The following is a 15,192-nucleotide window of genomic DNA, read 5'->3' as shown; positions in this document are numbered from 1 at the left end:
GATTACCTCCTCGTAATCGATTTATACCAGTTGCGGCTTCTTTAGCAGCTCGACCAATCTGGTTAGGCCGTCCGCTCCATAGCCTTCTGCGACCGCCCGATTGACAAGAGCTTGAATCGGGGCGACCAATTCAGTGCTGACGCCCTGCTCTTGGCTGGCTTCGATCAAATTCACGAAGCCCACTTTGTTGATGTAGAGGCTGGAGACATCGGTCGTATGATTGTTCGCGTCAATCGCTTGCGCTTGCGAGGGCAGAGAGGCAATCATGGCCTGCAACCACGGAATGACGAGCGCCGTGAACGCCGCCGCTTCGACCTTTTCCGTGCCGACCATCGCCACGGCGTGGAAAAAGCCGCCCATCAATCCGTATGCTGTAGTAAGCAAAGCCAGGTCGTAGAGTGCAGCCAGCCCGGTATCTTCGCCCAAGTATTTGCTGGCGCCGAGAACGTCCAGCTCCCTCCGATGCGTTTCGAAAGCCTCCAGCGATCCGCTGTAAAGCAGGAAGGCCTCAGGCCCCGCAATCATCTGGGGCACCGCCATAATCCCCCCATCGAGGTAGTCTGCCCCCTGTTCGTTAGCCCACTTCGCAGCCTTGCGCGCCTGCTCCGGCTTTCCGTTGGTGAGGTTCACTACCGTGCGTCCGGCCAATAGCCCGCCAGCGGGACCCAGGATCTCGTGTACGGCCTCATAGTCCAATACACAGACGACGATGAGCGGGCTGGCCGACACCGCTTCGGCTGGCGAAGCCGCAAGGATGGCTCCTTTGGCGACGAGAGCGTCGGCCTTATCGGCCGAGCGGTTCCAAACGGTCGTCCGGTGGCCTGACTTCAGGAACGCATCGGCGAGTGCCGACCCCATCATCCCCAGACCGAATACCGTTACCGGCGTTTGGCCGGCTGCTTCTGTTTGCTCTTGTTTTTCTTTTTCGTTTGGGCTGTTATTCATCAGTTCAAGCACTCCTTTCAACGTCTTCGATCCTTATTCTAGAGATTGACACTAGTGACAATGTCAATAAAAATTTTTCTTGAAGTTTTCGACGGAAACATCGAAAAATCGACTATTTTTGTACGGGATAAGGCGGTTTTTCAGCGAGATCTTTCCAAAAACTAAAAAGAAGCGGGAAGTAGGCTATGATGAATGTGTTCAGTCAATCAGAATAAGAAAATAAAAAGGAGCGAGTATCATGAGAAAAATAGCAACCTTGGCATTGCTGTCGGCGTTGGCTCTTAGTTCGATTGCACCTGCTGCGTATGCGAAAAGTTCCTGCTCTGATTATGACGAATTGATCAAAGTTTCTGTAAATTCGCTTGGAGGTCCCGTTTTCGGAGATACAGGAACCATTGAACCGGTCAGGGGCTGGCCTGATATTTTTGACTTGAAAGTAAAGCACCACGGAACTTACGATTCCGCGCAAGTAAAAGGAGTAGAAGTTGGAACGGGCTGCGTTGTTTCGAAGCATAATGGTTCCAATTATTATTACAAGATTAAAGTAACCGATTGATAAGGCCAACAACGTGATTTATGTAAAACAGAACCTGCTAGCCTTGTGCCGGCAGGTTTTTTGTTTTGAAGAAGGAAGCGCACTTTTGTCCGCCGCTATGCAGCCCCAACGCAAAAAATTGTCGTTGACAAAAAATGAAAAGCAGTGTAATTTGAAATTGACTGATCCAGTCAATCTAAAAAAGTCAGGAACAACGTCTTAGCAATTTTCGTCCGGCTTTGAGGTGACTCGATAAGCCGCAGCCTTTTGCCACAAGCCTAAGGTTTATGAGCAGGCTACAGGAATAGCTGCGCCTAATTATTGACTGACCAAGTCAATCTATATCAAAAAGGAGCGTTATTTATGAACAACATGTCAAAAAAGGGAACAGCCCTCATTATTGGAGGAGGCATTGCCGGATTACTGTCTGCACGGGTGCTCTCGGATTATTACGAAGAGGTCGTGATCGTGGAGAAGGACAATTTTCCCGCCGGTCCGGAAGACCGGGCGGGCACGCCCCAGTCGTTTCACCCGCATCGCTTCACCCAGCGGGGCAAAGAGATTATGACCCGCTTCTTTCCCGACTTCGAACAGGATTTGGCGGAGCAGGGAGCCCGGTCGGTGCTGAACAAGACCGTGCACAACATGAATCAACACGGAAGCGTGGTCGTCCAGTATCCGCGCAACGATTACAAGTTCAGCCGGGCTTTGCTGGAGTGGGTCGTTCGCAGGCGTGTCCGGGAAATTCCCGGCGTCCGGTTTCTTCCGAAGCATGAAGTGCTGCGCTTATTGACGACGTCTGATCATGCCGCCGTTACGGGGATTGCGGTCCGGGATCGGGGATCGGACGGGCAAGAAAAGGTTCTGATGGCCGATCTGGTCGTAGATACCAGCGGGCGGTCCTCCAAGCTGACCGTATGGCTTGAGAATCTGGGATATGACGTGCCGCAGCCGGACCTGCTGAAGGTCAATCTGGGCTACAGCACCCGGCGGTACCGGATTCCTCCGGGTCAAGCCCATCTGATCGAAACGTGGGATACCGTGATCATCGGGGGGCAGCCGGCAAACGGCACGTTCTCGGGCGTATTTTCGATTATCGAGAATCAGATCGCGGAGGTGCTGCTTTATCGCCCGGGCGGACATTACCCGCCAACGGATGCGGAGCAATTCGAGCAGGCGGTCGCCCAGCTTCCGAGCCCGCTTATTGCCGAGCTGCTGCAAGAGCTCGAGCCGATCACCAACCCGCGCGGATTTCGCGTGCCGGCCCTGTACCGCCATCATTTTGAACAAATGGAGCGGTGGCCATCCGGACTGCTGGTGTTGGGAGACGCTTTCTGCATCTACGATCCGATCTTCGGTCAAGGCATGACGGTCGCTGCGATTGAAGCGGAGGTGCTGGAAGCTTGCCTGCGCGAGCAATGGGAGGCCCCACGGCCGCATTTCGAACAACGGGCGCTCCGAAACATTCAGGCTGCGATCGAGCCCGCCTGGTGGTTGAACTGCGCGAACGATCTGCAATGGGAGGGCGTCGAGTATGAGGGTGCGGAGCCGCTAAAGGGCATTTCGTTCGGCCGGAAATATCTCGATCTGCATCTGGAGCGCGCGACGGCCGGGCCTGATTTTAAGCTGTTCGGACTATATTGGGCCGTGAATACGCTGTCGATCTCGCCGCGGGAAATGCTGAATCCGCATCTGGTCACGAGCGTGCTCGCGGCGACGGAGGAAGGCCGGCAGTGGCTTGACGAGCTCACGCAGCAGTACGGTCAGCCGCTGGAACACGTCTGGAACGACATCGTGCCCTCCTTCTCCGAGGCGCCTTATCCGTCCGTAAGCCGTTAAGGACCGTTATCATCCGGCGACCGGGTACAATAGCCATCGGATCATGAGAAATGGTATACTCATAGGCGACGTCTATCTATCCATGAATGGCCGTAAGATTTTCAGGCAAAGGAATGAATAATCATTGGCGCCTTTAAACGATGAACAATTGCACCAAATTCGCGACGAGCGCAAGGAACAGATTATGGAGGCCGCGCTTAAGGTGTTTTCCCGGCGGGGCATCGCCGGAACGAAAATGAGCATGATTGCGGCCGAGGCCGGTATCAGCCATGGCTTGCTGTACCACTATTTCAAATCGAAAGACGAGCTTTTCACGACGCTTGTTCAAATGGCGATGCTGGGAGCGCAGGACGCGATGAAGAGCATCTATGGCCTGCAAGGCTCGCCGCTCGACAAAATAAAATATTTAACGAAAGAGATTCTCGACGAAGGCGGCAGGCCTTACTTCATGCTGATTCATCAAGCGCGCACGTCCGAAGGCGTCCCGGAGAAGGTGAAAGAACTGATTGCCCAATATTCCATGAAAAGCTTTGTGGACGAACTGCTTCCTGTTTTCAAGGAAGGCCAACAAACGGGCGAAATTGCGGCGGGCGATCCTGCGGAGCTTATTTCCGCTTATTTATCGGTGCTTTCCAGTCTCATGATGCTGAATGCCCAAGACGAAGAAATTTACCGGATTCCAAGCAGCGACATTTTAATGCGGATGGTAACCGGCCCTTAATCGGGGAATGCCAGAAAAAAAGCAGGTGGAACGATGCAGCACGATATTCGAATTCTTATTGCCGATGACGATCGGGAAATTCGCGAGCTGGTGAAAACGTATTTGGAAAGAGAAACGTACCGGATCGATACGGCGGCAGACGGGGAAGAAGCTCTCCGTCTGTTCGAATCGCACCGCTATAACCTGATCCTACTCGATTTGATGATGCCCAAGGTCGACGGCATCGAGGTATGCCGGAGACTGCGCATGAAGACGAACGTTCCGATTCTCATGCTCACGGCCAAGGATCAGGAAATCGATAAAGTATTGGGGCTGAGCATCGGGGCGGACGACTATATTACGAAGCCGTTCAGCGTCCATGAGCTGGTGGCCCGGATTAAAGCCCATTTGCGCCGCTTCCTGGTCTTGGGCAGCGAAAGCGGCTCGCCGCAGGAGACGGTGCTGAGCTTTAAGAACCTTTCGATTCATTTGCAAAAGTATACGGTCACGAGAGCCGGGGAAGAGATCACGCTGACGGGCAAAGAGTTCGAGCTGTTGAAGTTTATGGCTTCGCATCCCGAGCAGGTGTTTACGAAGACGCAGCTGTTCCGGCAAGTATGGGACAGCGATTATCTGGAAGACGACAATACCGTGATGGTCCATATCCGCAAGCTCCGGATGAAAATCGAGGAGGACCCGTCCGATCCGAAATGGATTCAGACCGTATGGGGAATCGGGTACAAATTTGCAGGTGACAAAGATGAAGCATGACAAAGGCGCCTTTCTCCTTATTGTGCAGTTCATCGTCTTGTCCGCGCTTTTCATTCTGGATTGGATTTACCAGCCCCAAGGCATCGTCCGCGGGGCTTTATTCGCTGCGCTGTTTGCCGTGACGGTCATCCATTTGTACGTCCGGTACCGCTTCACGGCGAGGCTGAAGGATATGGCGGCTGCTCTGAGGCGTGCCATGCAAGGAAATACGAATACACGCCTGCTTGCGAACGACGACCGTCACTTGGACGAGGTGATCTTTTCGATCAACGAATTGATCGAGCAGCTGGCCAAGGTTCACGTCCGCACGATCCGCTCCGAGGCGGCGAGAAAAAGTCTGCTGTCCAACATCTCCCACGATATCCGGACTCCGCTCACGTCGATCATCGGCTATGCGGATGCGTTGAAGGATGACATCGCGGCTTCGAGCGAAGAGAAGGAGCGTTATTTGGACATTTTGTCCGGGAAGGCCGTCGCCTTGAAAGAGCTGATTGACGAAATTTTCGAGCTGGCCAAGCTGGATGCGGACGAAATGCCGTTGAAGCCGGAAACGCTGGATTTTGCGGAAATTGTCCGGGAATCGGTAATCGGGTTTTTGCCCGAGCTGAAAAAGTATGGCATCGAGTTAAAAGTCAACATTCCGGAAGAAGCCTGCTCCATCGTGGCCGATCGGGTAAGCGTGCTGCGGATCGTCAGCAATCTGATCAAAAATGCCGTCGAGCACGGAAAAGACGGTAAAGTGCTGGGCATCGAACTGGCGGAAGCCGGAGGCAAGTACCGGCTGCTGGTGTGGGACCGGGGCAGGGGGATTGCGCCGGAGGATTTGCCCCGTGTGTTCGAACGAATGTACCGCACGGACCGGGCAAGGAATCCTGCCGCTCATGGAAGCGGGTTAGGTCTGGCCATCGCGAAGGCGCTCGCCGAGAAGCATTCGGGCACCCTCTGGGCCGAAAGCGAGCCCGGCGTGAAAACGACCTTCGGCTTCGCCATCCCGAAGCGGGGCGCTGCGAGCCGGGATTAAGAAACAATTAAGAACTTATTAAGAGGCATTTAAAATCGCCTGCTTATCATGAAATTACGATCTGATGAAAGCAGGAGGGGTTACGGTTTGAGTGCGGTTATTAAAACGACGCAGTTAACGAAGATGTACGGGACGCAGAAAGCGGTGGACAACCTTGACATGAATGTGCGTCAAGGGCAGATTTACGGTTTTCTCGGCCAGAACGGCGCGGGCAAAACGACGACGATCCGCATGCTGCTCGGTTTAATCAAACCGACGCACGGGGAAATTGAAATCTTCGGTGAAAGTCTGCACAAGCACCAGAAAGAGATTTTAAGAAGAATCGGGTCGATTGTCGAGTTCTCCGGATTTTACGAGAATTTAACGGCTCGCGAGAATCTGTTGATCAACGCCAAGCTGATGGGCGTGCATAAGAAAAACGCCATGGACGAAGCATTGGAAATCGTCGGTCTGCATCAGGAAACGAAAAAGCTGGTCGGCAGCTATTCCTTGGGGATGAAGCAGCGGCTTGGCATCGCCAGAGCCATTCTCCATCATCCCGAGCTGTTAATTTTAGACGAGCCTACCAATGGCCTGGACCCGGTGGGCATTAAAGAAATCCGCAGACTGATCAAGTCTCTCGCCGAGGAACGGAAAATAACGATTCTCGTTTCCAGCCATATTTTGTCCGAAGTCGAGCAGCTGGCCGACCAGATCGGGGTCGTTCATCAAGGGAAGCTGCTGGAGGAGATTTCCTTCGAAGAGCTTCGCAAACGGAACCGCAAATATCTTGAGTTTCAAGTGTCCGACGACAATAAGGCGGCGATGCTGCTGGAGAAGCACTTCGGCATCACGGATTACGAGGTTCACGACGAACGGGTGATCCGGATATACAGCCATATCGGCGAGCAGGGCAAGCTCAATCGGATGCTGGTGGAGCATGGGATAGAAGTCACAAAAATGACAATGAGTGTAGACAGATTGGAAGATTACTTTATACAATTGATAGGGGGCGGGACGATTGGTTAATTTGCTCTATACCGAACTGATCAAACTGAAGCGGGCCAAGATGTTTATGGTCAGCCTGCTTGGAGCCGTGTCGGCCCCTATCATGATGTTTCTCGCCTTGATGAATATGAAAAGCAAGAAGCCCGAGACTCCGATTGAGTTCGAAGTCGCTTTCATGAACACGAATATGTACGTGATTTTGCTCGTGGGAACCCTTCTGTACGGGGTCATTACGGCGTATCTGTTTCATCGGGAATATGCGGAGGATACCTTGAAAAACCTGCTGACCATCCCGGTATCCCGAGTCAGTCTGATCGTGAGCAAGCTGATTTTGCTATTTTTATGGATTATGGTCCTGACGCTTACCATTTGGTCGTTGACGCTGATTCTGGGGCTGATCGGGCAGTTTGAAGGCTTGACTGGGGCCTTGCTGCTCCAATCCTTGAAGCAATTTGTAGTCGGGGGCGCGCTTTTATTTCTTCTGTGCACGCCGACGATGCTGATCACCTTTTTGTTCAAAAATTACGTTCCCACCATCATTTTTACGGCGATGATCACGATGGCTAACGTGGTGCTTTCCGAATCGGAATACAAGGCTTTATTCCCATGGTCTGCCTCGTACGTGATCGCGAACGAAGGCTTCGTTCCCCAGTATCCGCCGGCTTTTTCTTACGCCGTTATACTGGCAGCTTCGCTCATCGGACTTGCGGCAACGATTATCTACTTCAAGAAGGTAGATATTCATTGATATAAATACACAGACGAGAAAATAGGAGTGTGGAGCTGTTGAATTTGTGGGAATTGTTTGTTGGATTCATTCTTGGACTCGTGGAGGGCCTTACCGAGTTCGCGCCGGTTTCTTCGACCGGCCATATGATTATCGTTGACGATTTCTTATTCCAGTCCAAGGACATCTTTTCCCCGAGCGTAGCGAATACGTTCAAGATCGTCATTCAATTGGGATCGATTCTGGCGGTCGTCGTCCTGATGTGGGACCGGTTCATGAACTTGCTCGGACTTAAAAAAATGCCGGGGCAAACGTCTTCCGGTCCGCGCTTGAATCTGCTGCAAGTTTTCGTCGGACTGGTTCCGGCCGGTATCCTCGGCGTGCTGTTCGACGATTACATCGATGAATATTTGTTCTCTACGAAAACGGTCGTCGTCGGTCTGGTGCTCGGAGCCGTTCTTATGCTCGCGGCCGATTGGTTCCGCCCCCGCCGCCCGAAAACGGAGACGGCCGACCAGATTACATACAAGCAGGCGTTCCTTGTGGGACTGGTGCAATGCTTGTCCCTGTGGCCGGGCTTCTCACGCTCCGGGTCGACCATCTCCGGCGGCGTTCTGCTCGGGATGAGCCATCGCGCGGCTGCGGACTTCACCTTCATTATGGCCGTGCCGATTATGGCCGGGGCAAGCTTCCTGTCGCTCCTCAAGAGCTGGGACTCGATCACGATGGATGCTATTCCGTTTTTCGTCGTCGGATTTATTAGCGCCTTCGTCTTCGCGCTTCTGTCGATCCGCTTCTTCCTGAAGCTGATCAATCGCATCAAGCTCGTGCCGTTTGCGATCTATCGCTTGGTGCTCGCGGCTGTTATTTATTTTGTATTTTTGTAAGCAAAGAGGTAATTTTAGAGGTGTACGAGGGGGTGGGGTATCCACTTCCGACCGCTCCTCCAGTGGATACCCCACCCACGTATGTATCTCTATTCTTGTCCAAAACCAAATTTCTCAACACCTAGCCTCCCCCCGTCATATATGGGGTCAGGCTTTTTTTGTGTAAAAAAGCAAACCATAAATGTACTATGAACAGCAGATTACGGCTTTTTCCAGTTGGGATTCCAGGATAAAGACGTTCCCCGATGTATCAAGCTGATAAGATATATGGTTTTGTTCTAAGCGGCTCGTAAGAGCCGTCGTAAGTTCTTGATTCAGGTTGGTCACATGCGCGAAAACTACGTAAGTATCGGGGCGATCGGGCATGGAGAGCCAAGATACCAAAATGCCAAAACCTATAGCTAAGCTAATGGCCATTGCTATTTTCACATCATCACATCCTTTTTATTGGACGTTATACAAGTATATTACATCGAATTCGTACCAAATTAAAATTGCCTGGCGGCGGCGATCCTGCTATCTTGGTAGTGTCTGTTGAAAATCTGGGAGGAATCGCTATGTATCGCATTTACATCATAGAAGACGACGACAAGATAGGAGCCGTCCTGAAAAAAAATATGGAGAAATACGGCTTCGAAGCGGCGTGCGCGACGCAATTCCGCGAGCTGATGCCGGAGCTGGAAGCCTACGCGCCGCATCTGGTGCTGCTGGATATTAACCTGCCTTATTTTGACGGCTATTACTGGTGCAGACAAATTCGCACGCGTTCCAGCGTGCCGATCATCTTCATCTCCGCGCGGGCCGGGGAGATGGATCAGGTGTTGGCCATTGAGAACGGCGGCGATGACTATATTACGAAACCGATCCCGTTGGATCTTCTTATGGCGAAGATTAAGGGGGTGCTCCGAAGAGTCTACGGGGAGTATGCCACTGCTGCCGGACATGACGGCACGGCTGCGGGAGCTCCGGAAGCGGAGCTGAACGCGCGCGGGTTGCGGCTGCACCTCGGACGGGGCGAGCTGGTATGGCAGAAGCAGAAAGCGATGCTGACGAAGAACGAGCGGCTGCTGGCGGAATGCTTCATGCGGCATCCGGGGCGGATCGTCTCCCGGGAGCAGCTTCTGGAGGCGCTGTGGGACGATGTGCAGTTTGTCGATGACAATACGCTGACGGTCAATGTGACCAGGCTTCGGAAGAAGCTGGAGGAGCTGGGACTGCCGAAGGCCATCGAAACGGTGCGCGGCCAAGGCTATATGCTTCACTTACGCGACGAGCGGGAGGGGGCGGACGCATGAGAGGAGCGTCGGCCGTTATGTTTTTGCGCGATCGGCTCGTTTATGCGCTTGTCTGCCTGCTTCTGATCGGACTCGGCGCCGGTCTTATGTTGCTGGAGCATGCACGCAATCCGGCGGGGATTGGAACGGGCACAATCTCTTATTTTGTCATCCTCGGATTATGTGTTGCCGGCATGTGGCTGGCCGTTGATTATATTCGCCAAAGAGCGTATTACAAGCAGTTGATGCATGCGGTGGAGCGGTCCGGCGAGCTGCAGACCGCCGCGATCGTCCAGTCCGCGGTTACGAGCGAGCAGCGGCTTGTCATGCGGTTGCTGCGGGAGCAGCACAGCGCCTATTTGAACGAGCTTGGGCAATACCGCCGCCAGCAGGAGCAGCACAACCATTTTGTGCTGCAATGGGTGCATCATATGAAAACCCCCGTATCCGTTATCGACTTGTTGGTGCAGGATGCGCTGCATCAGCTACCTGTTGCGGAAGAGGAGCAGAAGCAGCTTGCGCTCAGCCTGCAGGAGGAAGCCGAACGCATGACGAGGGGACTCGATCTGATGCTGAATACGGCGCGTCTCGATAAGTTTCGAATGGATCTCCATTTCCGGCAAACGGCGCTTCACGAGCTGGTGCGTACCGTCATGAATGCGCATAAGCGGCTCTGTATCCGGCACTCGATCTTTCCGCAGATCGAAGGCGAAGCATGGGCGGAAACGGATGGAAAATGGATGACGGTCGTCCTGAATCAGTTTGTCAGCAACGCGATCAAATACAGCAAGGGCAAGCCGGGAACCAAGAAGCTTATTTTCCGATTGAAGCCGGATGCGGACGGGGGCAGCAAGCTGATCGTGACGGACGAGGGGATTGGAATTGCGCCCCACGATCTGCCGCGAATCTTCGATCCGTTCTTCACCGGAGAGAACGGACGGGAGGCCGGAGAGTCGACCGGCATGGGACTTTATTTGGCAAAGCAGGTATGCAGCGGACTCGGACACCGGTTGACCGTGGAGTCGAAGCTGGGCGAGGGAACGACGTTTACCGTTCTTTTTCAACCGCGGAGCATTCATACGTTAGGTGACAAGGATGAACGGGACACGCGATTCAGGTGACAAGTTTGTAAGGTACAATGTCATGCAAATCGATGGGACCGGCGTTTCCTTCGAGCTATACTAGCGCTATAGGCATCAAAGACAGCAACGAAGGAGGAACGGAACAAACGATGAATGTACTAAGAGCGCAGGGACTCGGCAAAACGTACAGCTCCCCTGGAAATATCGTTTATCAAGCGTTGGAGGATATTGATTTAACGATCGAGACGGGCGAATTTGTCGGTGTCATGGGGCCGTCGGGAAGCGGGAAGACGACGCTGCTGAATCTGCTGGCGACGATTGACCGCCCGACGTCGGGACGCATCGAGATCAACGGGGCTGACCCGGCAGCGCTGAGCGACAAGAAGTTGGCGTTATTCCGGCGGCGCGCGCTTGGCTTCGTATTTCAAGATTTCAATCTGCTCGATACGTTGTCGATCAAGGAAAATATAATTTTGCCCCTCGTTCTGGAAGGGATGGCTCCGAACCTGATCGAGCAGCGGCTGGAGCCGCTTGTCGAGAGACTGCAAATCGCCGGGCTGCTCGGCAAGCGCCCGTATGAGGTGTCCGGCGGGCAGAAGCAGCGTGCGGCGATTGCGCGGGCACTCATTCACAAACCGTCTCTGCTGCTGGCCGACGAGCTGACCGGCAACCTCGATTCGAAGGCGGCGCCAAGGATGTCATGGATGCGCTTCAGGAGATGAACGAGCACTTCCAGGCGACTGTTCTGATGGTCACGCACGATCCTTTCTCGGCCAGCTACTGCCGGCGCATCGTGTTGATTAAAGACGGCAAGCTGTTCTCGGAATTGCGGCGAGGTACGAGCCGGCAAGTGTTTTTCCAACAAATCTTGGACGCGCTCAGCGTGCTGGGAGGGAATTTCGATGACGTTTCGCTCGCTCGCGCTTAGCAATACCCGCGGCAATTGGCGGTCATACGGCGCGTTTTTTATGAGCAGCGTGTTTTCCGTCATGATTTTCTACATCTATGCCGCGTTTCTTGCTCATCCCGAGGTGGCAAGCGGCCGGCTCGTGGCTGCGGCAAAAGTCCGACAGGGCATGGTGTTCTGCGAATATGTCATTGTCATCTTCTCGTTCCTGTTCGTGCTGTATTCCAACTCCGCGTTTCTGAAGACGCGCCAGCAGGAGTTCGGCCTGTTCTCGCTGTTCGGGATGACCCGCGCGCAGCTCCGCAAGCTTGTATTGTACGAGAACGCAACGATTGCGGCGCTGTCCATCGGAGCGGGGATCGGGCTTGGCATCCTGTTTAGCAAGCTGTTCTTTATGGGGCTTGGCGTGCTGCTCGGGATGAGCGATACGATCCCGTTTGCCATCCCGCAGCAAGCGGTGTGGGTTACCGCAGGGGGCTTCTTCCTGCTGTTCACGCTGATTTCGCTATGGACGACGCTGCGAATGAGCCGTACGGAAATCGCCGATCGGCTTAAAGCTTCGCGCAGGCCGAAAGGGCAGCTCGTCTATTCGCGCTGGCTTGCGCTGCTTGCGGTGGTTTGTCTGGGGACGGGCTACAGCCTGGCGCTGACGTTGAACGAGGCTTATTTTGATCTGAAAGTGCTGCTGATTCTGCTTACGGTGGTCCTCGGCACTTATCTTTTGTTTACACAGTTCAGCTTTCTGTTTCTGCGGCTGATCCGGAAGCGCGCCGGCATCTACTACAACAGAACGAATATGCTCGTCTATGCCCAGCTTGGCTACAAAATGAAAGACAACGCCCGCGTGTTGTTCATCGTATCGATTTTGAGCGCGGTTATTTTAACGGCTTCCAGCGCGGTGTATATGCTTGCGGTCGCGGAGCAATACCAGGATCTGAAGACGCAATACGATAATGTCAGAGAAGTGATCGCCCTGACGATGTTTATCGGGCTCTTCATCAGCCTGCTGTTCTTTATCGCGTCCGGCAGCATGATGTATTTCAAGCTGTTTACGGAGCTGCAGGAAGACCGGGCGCAATTCAAGGCTTTGACCCGAATCGGCATCACCGTGGATGAAATTCGCGCAATCGTCGTTCCGCAGGTCGGTGTCATGTTCTTCGCGCCCTGTCTGATCGGCATTGCCCACGCACTGGTTGCGATGAAAGCACTGGATAACCTGCTTCATTTATCCAATTGGCTTTGTTCGTTCGTCGTCATCGGCGTGTATATGGCCATGCAGACGGTTTACTTTGTCGTCGCGTGCAGAGGTTATATGAAAAGCGTGCTGCGCGGCGCAGCTTCGTAAGGGACATAGACAAACTGAAGGACTGAACGAAGGAGACAAGACGAGATGAAAACTTTTTACGCAAAATATTTCCATATTTTTCTTTTAATTATAATTATTTCTGGATTGATCCTATCCCCGCTGTCGGCCAGGGCCGAAGCGAAAACGTTTCAGATCGATCCTGCCAAAATCGATGCCTACGTTGAAGCGGCCATGGACAGGCTTCACATTCCGGGCGCGGCCTTGGGGATCGTCAAGGGAGACCGGACCGTCTACCTGAAGGGCTACGGCATCTCGGGCCCTGACCAAGCGCCTGTCACGCCGCAGACGCCTTTTGTCCTCGGTTCCACCAGCAAGTCGTTTACCGCCTTGGCGGTCATGCAGCAGGTAGAGGCAGGGAAAATTGAGCTTGATGCGCCGGTGCAGCGGTATTTGCCATACTTTCGAACCGCCGATGAGGCAGCTTCATCCCAAATAACCGTACGCCACTTATTGAATCAAACCAGCGGATTTTCCATCTATGCCGGCCGTAAAGGAATGGTAGAAGGGGACAAGCCGATCGAGCAGCATGTCCGGGAAATGAAAGATACGCCGCTTGCCAAGCCCGCAGGCTCGGGTTATGAATATTCGAATATAAACTACAATATTCTTAGCGGGATCGTCCAAGCGGTCTCCGGAAAGCCGTACACCCAATATGTGAGCGACCATATTTTCAAGCCGTTGGCGATGAACCACAGCTACGCCGATCCGGAGCAAGCCCGGAACGACGGTTTGGCAGCCGGATATCAGCCCGTTTTCGGCTATATGGTCCCAACCAAGCAATTGAATCACGAGGCGACCGTCGCGTCAGGCTACTTGATCTCCAGCGCCGAAGACATGTCGAATTACTTAATCGCTCAGCTGAACGGGGGTCGTTTTCAAGCCCGGACCGTCCTGTCCGAGCAAGGCGTCAGGCAAATGCACGAGCCTGGGGCATCGATTGCTGACGGCTTATTTTACGGCATGGGGTGGAGTATCAACAATAGCGTCATTTTTCATAACGGCATTACGGAGAATACGTATTCGTTTATGGCGATGGACGGGGATTACGGCATCGTCCTGCTGATCAATGCCTACGATTTTCTCTCATCCTACGACGGCATCGTCTCGGGACTTAACGGAATTGTTCACGGTCAGGAACGCTCGGCAGCCGAACTGCCCGATTATACGAAATCCTATGTGATCCTGGATCTGATTATGGCGGTTATTCTCGCTCTGATCCTCAGGTCCGTTTACAGCTTGTGGACCTGGAAAACAAAATTTAAGGCGACGCCGCTGCGCATAACCGTGCATGCCGTGTCTGTCCTGTTCCTGAACGTGCTGCTTCCTTTGGCGGTATTGATTTATTTCCCTAAGCTGGACCCGGCTCCATGGTCGATCGTCACGTTGTTTTTTCCCGGCGCGGGACACGCGCTTTTGTTCGTCCCGATCGTGTTGCTGGGTCTGGGGGCGATCAAAACCGTTTTGCTCCTCCGCAGCGGCTTAGAGAGAAAGAGATCTGCCGTAAGGAGGGTGACCGGATGATAAAGGTGTTGGAGAATCTGGCCGCCGCCGCGATGACCACGGCCATTGTCAGCTTGCTGCTTCACGCTCCGTTTTTGAACGGCCGACCGTTAATTGATGTGCTTCGGGCTTTGTTTTCATAGACTATTTTGTTCCTGGCGGATAGTAGAGTTCCTTTCTTCGTGATTCGGCTCATAGCCTTCGCAGACGAAAGGGAGTAGGGTGAATGTATCCGAGGGGGGGCAGGTCAGTGGGGAATAAAGGTAACGACTACGGGATTCGAATCGATTCGTATCGGGCGGGAAACGATTATGTGTTTCTGATCACCGGGGGAGAAGCGCATGTGGGCGCGGTCGCCTGCGCTTACCGGCACGAAGGGGAGGTCCGGTCGGAGACGATATCCGTGCCCGGGCACCGGGAAGGGGAGCTGGTCAAGGAGTTGGCCAAAAGCGCAGCGTCGAAGCTGCGCCATCGTGCCGTCGTAATTATGGGAATCCACATCGATCACGCGACGAAGCAGGATATTGCACAAATTATCGCTCTCGTCCATGAGAAGATGAAGGCCGCTCTCGAAAGCTGCATCCAGGACAACGGAGCCGCACAGTTGAAGCTGTGACGGCTCTTTTCGTCAAAAATGATCTCCCCCATGAG

At 53.5% G+C, this 15,192-nt stretch carries 16 protein-coding genes and 1 pseudogene; 15 read left to right on the top strand and 2 right to left on the bottom strand.

The genetic code is table 11. The features are described from left to right. Positions 1-21: 21 nt before the first annotated feature. Entirely contained in the window at positions 22-945 is a 924-nt protein-coding gene (locus KQX66_RS22130; RefSeq protein ID WP_216794979.1) for an NAD(P)-dependent oxidoreductase, read from the bottom strand. A gap of 238 nt (positions 946-1,183) precedes the next feature. Between KQX66_RS22130 and KQX66_RS22125 the strand changes: the two genes are divergently transcribed. The 8 genes from KQX66_RS22125 to KQX66_RS22090 all read left to right on the top strand — a co-directional run bounded on the left by KQX66_RS22125 (position 1,184) and on the right by KQX66_RS22090 (position 8,412). Then, the gene (locus KQX66_RS22125) at positions 1,184-1,501 is read left to right on the top strand and encodes a hypothetical protein (RefSeq protein WP_216794978.1); all 318 of its coding nucleotides are present in this window, start codon (positions 1,184-1,186) and stop codon (positions 1,499-1,501) included. 342 nt (positions 1,502-1,843) lie between these two features. Continuing rightward, positions 1,844-3,319 (top strand): FAD-dependent oxidoreductase, encoded by a 1,476-nt coding sequence (locus tag KQX66_RS22120; RefSeq protein ID WP_216794977.1) that lies wholly within the window; start codon positions 1,844-1,846, stop codon positions 3,317-3,319. 124 nt (positions 3,320-3,443) lie between these two features. Then, entirely contained in the window at positions 3,444-4,040 is a 597-nt protein-coding gene (locus KQX66_RS22115) for a TetR/AcrR family transcriptional regulator (protein ID WP_216794976.1), read from the top strand. Between the two features lie 33 nt (positions 4,041-4,073). After that, positions 4,074-4,790 carry a response regulator transcription factor gene (locus KQX66_RS22110; protein ID WP_216794975.1) on the top strand — a complete coding sequence of 239 codons (717 nt, stop codon included), beginning with the start codon at positions 4,074-4,076 and terminating at the stop codon, positions 4,788-4,790. Then, positions 4,780-5,811, top strand: a complete 1,032-nt coding sequence (locus KQX66_RS22105) for a sensor histidine kinase (protein WP_216794974.1) — start codon at positions 4,780-4,782, stop codon at positions 5,809-5,811. The genes KQX66_RS22110 and KQX66_RS22105 overlap by 11 nt, the downstream gene beginning before the upstream one ends. Before the next feature lie 87 nt (positions 5,812-5,898). Continuing rightward, positions 5,899-6,819 carry an ABC transporter ATP-binding protein gene (locus tag KQX66_RS22100; protein ID WP_216794973.1) on the top strand — a complete coding sequence of 307 codons (921 nt, stop codon included), beginning with the start codon at positions 5,899-5,901 and terminating at the stop codon, positions 6,817-6,819. Then, a complete protein-coding gene (locus KQX66_RS22095; protein ID WP_216794972.1) occupies positions 6,812-7,546 on the top strand; it encodes an ABC transporter permease in 735 nt (244 codons plus the stop codon). Before KQX66_RS22100 ends, KQX66_RS22095 begins: the two co-directional genes overlap by 8 nt. Before the next feature lie 38 nt (positions 7,547-7,584). Beyond that, positions 7,585-8,412 carry an undecaprenyl-diphosphate phosphatase gene (locus tag KQX66_RS22090; protein WP_284439835.1) on the top strand — a complete coding sequence of 276 codons (828 nt, stop codon included), beginning with the start codon at positions 7,585-7,587 and terminating at the stop codon, positions 8,410-8,412. A 186-nt stretch (positions 8,413-8,598) separates the two neighbouring features. Here the strand turns inward: KQX66_RS22090 and KQX66_RS22085 are convergent, their stop codons facing one another. Further along, positions 8,599-8,841, bottom strand: a complete 243-nt coding sequence (locus KQX66_RS22085; protein ID WP_216794971.1) for a hypothetical protein — start codon at positions 8,839-8,841, stop codon at positions 8,599-8,601. 128 nt (positions 8,842-8,969) lie between these two features. Here KQX66_RS22085 and KQX66_RS22080 point away from each other — a divergent pair, with 128 nt between their 5' ends. From KQX66_RS22080 to lpdD, 7 genes and pseudogenes are all read left to right on the top strand, one after another. Beyond that, positions 8,970-9,707: a response regulator transcription factor gene (locus tag KQX66_RS22080; protein WP_216794970.1), complete on the top strand. Its 738-nt coding sequence runs from the start codon at positions 8,970-8,972 to the stop codon at positions 9,705-9,707. Beyond that, on the top strand, positions 9,704-10,807 hold the full coding sequence (locus tag KQX66_RS22075; RefSeq protein ID WP_216794969.1) for a sensor histidine kinase: 1,104 nt from the start codon (positions 9,704-9,706) through the stop codon (positions 10,805-10,807). Before KQX66_RS22080 ends, KQX66_RS22075 begins: the two co-directional genes overlap by 4 nt. A gap of 110 nt (positions 10,808-10,917) precedes the next feature. Then, positions 10,918-11,696: pseudogene (locus tag KQX66_RS22070) on the top strand (ABC transporter ATP-binding protein). Next, positions 11,671-13,020 (top strand): FtsX-like permease family protein, encoded by a 1,350-nt coding sequence (locus tag KQX66_RS22065; RefSeq protein WP_216794968.1) that lies wholly within the window; start codon positions 11,671-11,673, stop codon positions 13,018-13,020. The pseudogene KQX66_RS22070 and the gene KQX66_RS22065 overlap by 26 nt, the downstream one beginning before the upstream one ends. Positions 13,021-13,065: 45 nt before the next feature. Further along, positions 13,066-14,562 carry a serine hydrolase domain-containing protein gene (locus tag KQX66_RS22060; RefSeq protein WP_216794967.1) on the top strand — a complete coding sequence of 499 codons (1,497 nt, stop codon included), beginning with the start codon at positions 13,066-13,068 and terminating at the stop codon, positions 14,560-14,562. Then, entirely contained in the window at positions 14,559-14,684 is a 126-nt protein-coding gene (locus KQX66_RS37840; protein WP_284439834.1) for a hypothetical protein, read from the top strand. The genes KQX66_RS22060 and KQX66_RS37840 overlap by 4 nt, the downstream gene beginning before the upstream one ends. Before the next feature lie 107 nt (positions 14,685-14,791). Continuing rightward, entirely contained in the window at positions 14,792-15,157 is a 366-nt protein-coding gene (lpdD, locus tag KQX66_RS22055) for a prenylated flavin chaperone LpdD (RefSeq protein WP_216794966.1), read from the top strand. Positions 15,158-15,192: the final 35 nt, after the last annotated feature.

Source organism: Paenibacillus oleatilyticus, assembly GCF_018998565.1.
Lineage (GTDB): Bacteria > Bacillota > Bacilli > Paenibacillales > NBRC-103111 > Paenibacillus_G > Paenibacillus_G oleatilyticus.
This window is presented reverse-complemented; position numbering and strand designations above follow the sequence as displayed.

What these genes read in the sequence shown, in the direction of transcription:
- KQX66_RS22130 (WP_216794979.1), bottom strand. Translation starts at nt 945, where the DNA reads ATGAATAACAGCCCAAACGAAAAAGAAAAACAAGAGCAAACAGAAGCA.
- KQX66_RS22125 (WP_216794978.1), top strand. Translation starts at nt 1,184, where the DNA reads ATGAGAAAAATAGCAACCTTGGCATTGCTGTCGGCGTTGGCTCTTAGT.
- KQX66_RS22120 (WP_216794977.1), top strand. Translation starts at nt 1,844, where the DNA reads ATGAACAACATGTCAAAAAAGGGAACAGCCCTCATTATTGGAGGAGGC.
- KQX66_RS22110 (WP_216794975.1), top strand. Translation starts at nt 4,074, where the DNA reads ATGCAGCACGATATTCGAATTCTTATTGCCGATGACGATCGGGAAATT.
- KQX66_RS22105 (WP_216794974.1), top strand. Translation starts at nt 4,780, where the DNA reads ATGAAGCATGACAAAGGCGCCTTTCTCCTTATTGTGCAGTTCATCGTC.
- KQX66_RS22080 (WP_216794970.1), top strand. Translation starts at nt 8,970, where the DNA reads ATGTATCGCATTTACATCATAGAAGACGACGACAAGATAGGAGCCGTC.
- KQX66_RS22075 (WP_216794969.1), top strand. Translation starts at nt 9,704, where the DNA reads ATGAGAGGAGCGTCGGCCGTTATGTTTTTGCGCGATCGGCTCGTTTAT.
- KQX66_RS22065 (WP_216794968.1), top strand. Translation starts at nt 11,671, where the DNA reads ATGACGTTTCGCTCGCTCGCGCTTAGCAATACCCGCGGCAATTGGCGG.
- KQX66_RS22060 (WP_216794967.1), top strand. Translation starts at nt 13,066, where the DNA reads ATGAAAACTTTTTACGCAAAATATTTCCATATTTTTCTTTTAATTATA.
- KQX66_RS37840 (WP_284439834.1), top strand. Translation starts at nt 14,559, where the DNA reads ATGATAAAGGTGTTGGAGAATCTGGCCGCCGCCGCGATGACCACGGCC.